A 4147-nucleotide genomic window follows, 5' to 3' on the forward strand; every position below is an offset into this window, starting at 1 on the left:
TTTATATTAATCACTAAAAAATACCAGTTTAAGTTTTATTTAATATTCTAGTTCTGATTATTCGGGAAAACACACGAGCTAGTGGGTCACCAATATTAATATGAAACGCCCTTCTCACCCGTGGGAACGGCTTTTTTTGCTTTTATTAATATTATTGGTAACTAAGAGTTTAGTAAAAAACAGGTATTTAGCAGTATTATTAAATTGGTTTTTTATGCTTTTACGCAAGTTATGTAAAAATATTGACCGAATATGCAATCAGAAATTTGAATAATAAGAGCAATGATATACTTTATGTGAATGAAAGCGTTTTATCTCAAATTATATGTTTCATAATGAGAATCTTTTTGAAAAAAGCATGAAAAGATAATGGGCGTCATTGATGGGACATGTGTAAAATAAATAGATGGCAATTTATATAAATAAGCAAAACATCCATACACTTTTTATTAATGAATTGTGTAACAATCCATTTACCTCATACTTTGAGTCATATTGAATGTCAGTATGTATGTAATGACTATATTACAATATAGATTTTAGTATTTAAGACATAATAAAAAAGTGATGTTCCTATAAAAGATGATGAGGTTGACACTATAGAACTGATAAAATTCTAAAGTGAAAATGTATTGTTTAAAGAGATTAACTTGTATATTCATCATATGTGAATAATCAGTGTTATGAATAAAGTTTTAAAGTATCGAGCTTGCTAGTAATGGAATAACCCACGAGCTGTTAAACTCGTGGTAAAATATATATAAAGGAGAAAATTATGAAACGTATTTTATCAATTTCTTTAACGCTGTTGCTGCTAGTAATGTTAACTATCGGTCTTACAGCATGTAATTCAGATGGAATAGATCCGACTCCAGATCCGACTCAAGATCCGACTCCAGATCCTACTCCAGATCCGACTCCAGATCCTACTGAAGATCCGGTAGCCACTTATATTAGTGCTCCCTACACGCTTGCAGAAGGTGAAACTATCGACAGCAAATTTCTTGAGCCTGTTTTCTATGAAAACGAGAATGGTCCGACTATTGGTGTCACTTTGCTTGGTGTTCTCGAGGTAGACGGAATGTACTTCCGTGATTTAAATAACAACCAAAAATTGGATGTATTTGAAGACTGGCGAGTTGATCCTGTTATTCGTGCAGTTGCGATGGCAGCTTCACTGAGTGACACACAACTTACTTATAACTTGCTTAACAATATGTCTTACAGTCCTAGAGCTACATCGGTAGCAGCTGCTGTTGATGAAGACGATGAACCTGTTTGGGATAAAGTGTTCAGTAATACAATTGAAGACTTGAACTATGCAAAATTCCGTAATTTCGTAGTTCGCCGAAACCCACCAACAGAAGTAGCTGTATGGTTTAATAATGGTTTAGAACAATATTCAGAATGGGATGCCATCCAACGTGGTGAAACAGCTGTACCATTCATGTCATTTACTAATCCTATCAACCACGGAATGCCTAGTAGTGAAGGCGTTGCAGCGGCTGCCTTAGGAGATGGAAATGCTGACTTTCTTCTTTTAGATGCACAATATGACCGTGAAGTTATGTGGGCAAAAGGTATTGATGGCATCTATGGGCCACAAATTGAACTCGTTACTGATCCTCGTTGGAGTCGTAATAGTTCTACTTATGGAGAAGTCGTTTCAATAGTCGAAGAAATTTCTAGAAACTTAACTGCTGGATACCAAAATGGTATTACGGGAATGGTTCCGGGAAGTGTATTGCTTACAGTGAAGCATTTCCCAGGTGATGGCGCTGCATACAATGGTTTCGAAAGTCATGGGAATACAGGTCGTTATCGTGTATACCAAACTGAAGATTCACTTGCTAATTATCAATTAAGACCATTCATTGCTGCTATTGAAGCAGGAGTAGCAGGCATTATGCCAAGTTATTCTATGCCTTCGAATGATGGACGTAATGCACCTCAATCTATTACATATAATGGTCAAACACACAACATTCTTTTTGATGGTTATGGTAATTCATTCAATGTAGATATCTTGCAAACTCTTCTAAGAGATATTTTAGGTTTTGAAGGTTTAATCAACTCTGACTCAATTTCTAATGCGAATGCTCATGGTGTTAATGAATTTGGTGATGATTTGACACCTTTACAACAAACTGTCTTATTCGTTAAAGCTGGTAATAACTCAGGTGTTTTCGCTGCTGCTGGTTTTATGGGCGCAGGGATGACAGTTCGTCCTGAATTGATTGCTGAAGCTCTAGCTCGTGACCTAATTACTCGTGAAGACCTACAAGTAGCTGCTTATTATCGCTTACATCCAAGAGTGTTAAGTGGTGATTTAGATAATCCTTATCGCGATATGGAAGAAAGTATTGAAACTGTTGAGCACGTTACACCTCTAGTAGCAGATCTTGCTGCGGAAACTCACCTAAAATCAGTCGTACTTCTTAAGAATCTACAAGATACTTTACCTATGGTTGACAAGACAGAAAAAATTTATGTCGCTGGATTTAACCAAAGAGATAATGCAAATGTCAATGGTTTCGTTACTCAACTTACTGAGTTAGGATATACTGTTGTATCGGATTATAACGAAGCTACTGTTGCTTACTTGAGAGTATCTCCAACAATAGCAGGGCAAGGATCATCTACATTAGCTGTACTTGATTTAGGCGAAGGTTTCGAAACACCTGTATTTGATGAAGTGGCACAACCTACTGGTGAAACTGCACCTATCACAACTGTTGCTAATATGGATAAGTTCCAATTAGTAGCCAATACCGTTCGTGCAAATGGCGGTAAAGTTATAGGGGAAATCGTTGCTGGTAATCCTTGGATACTTACTGAAATGGAACCTTATGTAGATGCTTTAGTTGCAACATTCAGCACGTCTGACACTGCAATCGCAACTGTTATTACTGGTGGTTATGCGCCTACAGGGAAAATGCCTATAACTATGGTTGCTGACGCTTCTGTAATCGCTTTAGTTCCAACAGTCGTTGGGGAAGAAAACTGGGAAATCTGTGTATCACCTAATGACGTTCCAGGTTACGATAAAGAACAATATATGGACGCTGCTGTTCTTGCTGCTTCTCCTTCAGGTAGTTATGCCTACAAAGATGCTTCAGGTAATTTCTATTGGTCTGAATTTGGCTTGACTTACGGAGATTAAGTAATAAAATTCAACAACATAAACGAAGTGGTAGATCACATTTAGTGGTTTACCGCTTTGATGATTTTTCACAGTTATACTATAAGGAGACGAATTTATGAAAAGTGTATTTTTATTTTTACTTTTAATGTTAATGGTATTACCAATTGTTGTGGCATGCCAATCAGATGTAACTGATCCAGTTATTGATCCAATTGATGATACTGATCCAATTGATAATACTGATCCAATTGATAATACTGATCCAAATGATAACACTGATCCAAATGATGATATTGACGATATTCCGGTAAGAACTGGTATTGCTGGCTTAAGCTTCACAAGTGACGTCACAGCGTTAGAAGGTACTTGGAACGTTGTCAAAGTTTATGTCAGCGGTAGTGTTTTTGACGCAGTTTCTGACGCGATTACTTTAAACATTACGTTAGATTTAGATCCATATGAACTTGTAGATGGAGAGGCTTATACTCACAATAAAGTCTATAACTTAACAGGTATTATGACATTTGGCGTAGATGAAATCAACACAACTCTTAGTGCAGACGATGTGACTAACTACAGAGGAACTGCTATGTGGGACTCATTTGTTATGGGAAAAGTTGTAGATGACGGTGAATTCTACGAACAACCAGGTCCTGCTATTATTACCTTTCGTGACGTCGATGATTATGGATTATTCTTTAATCTCGTTGCAGGTATTACTGCTAATATCGATACTACAAATAAACACTTAATCATCGGTATGAATGGCGATGGTCAACTCTTAGTTGGTTATAGTAGTGTGCACTTGGAACGTCCTTCAGTTGAAGGAGATTGGGAATATTGCCTAATTTTCGATAAAGAATAAACAATATAATGATGCACGGTGTGGTTTTTTTCGTGCTAATTTTTACATCGCACAGGACATAAACCTGTGCGATTTTCAAAAGCAACCGGTAGATAAGTCAAGTACCAAAATATAAAAAAAACATCAAAAAATGATGG

At 36.6% G+C, this 4147-nt stretch carries 2 protein-coding genes; both read left to right on the forward strand.

Annotated elements, in window-relative coordinates; translation table 11 throughout:
- Positions 1-775: 775 nt before the first annotated feature.
- Positions 776-3163: a glycoside hydrolase family 3 N-terminal domain-containing protein gene (locus QJ521_RS09270; RefSeq protein WP_282840205.1), complete on the forward strand. Its 2388-nt coding sequence runs from the start codon at positions 776-778 to the stop codon at positions 3161-3163.
- Positions 3164-3260: 97 nt separating this feature from the next.
- Entirely contained in the window at positions 3261-4010 is a 750-nt protein-coding gene (locus QJ521_RS09275) for a hypothetical protein (RefSeq protein ID WP_282840206.1), read from the forward strand.
- The last annotated feature ends 137 nt before the right edge of the window (positions 4011-4147 follow it).

It is taken from the genome of Peloplasma aerotolerans (assembly GCF_030012175.1).
Lineage (GTDB): Bacteria > Bacillota_I > Bacilli_A > Acholeplasmatales > Acholeplasmataceae > Peloplasma > Peloplasma aerotolerans.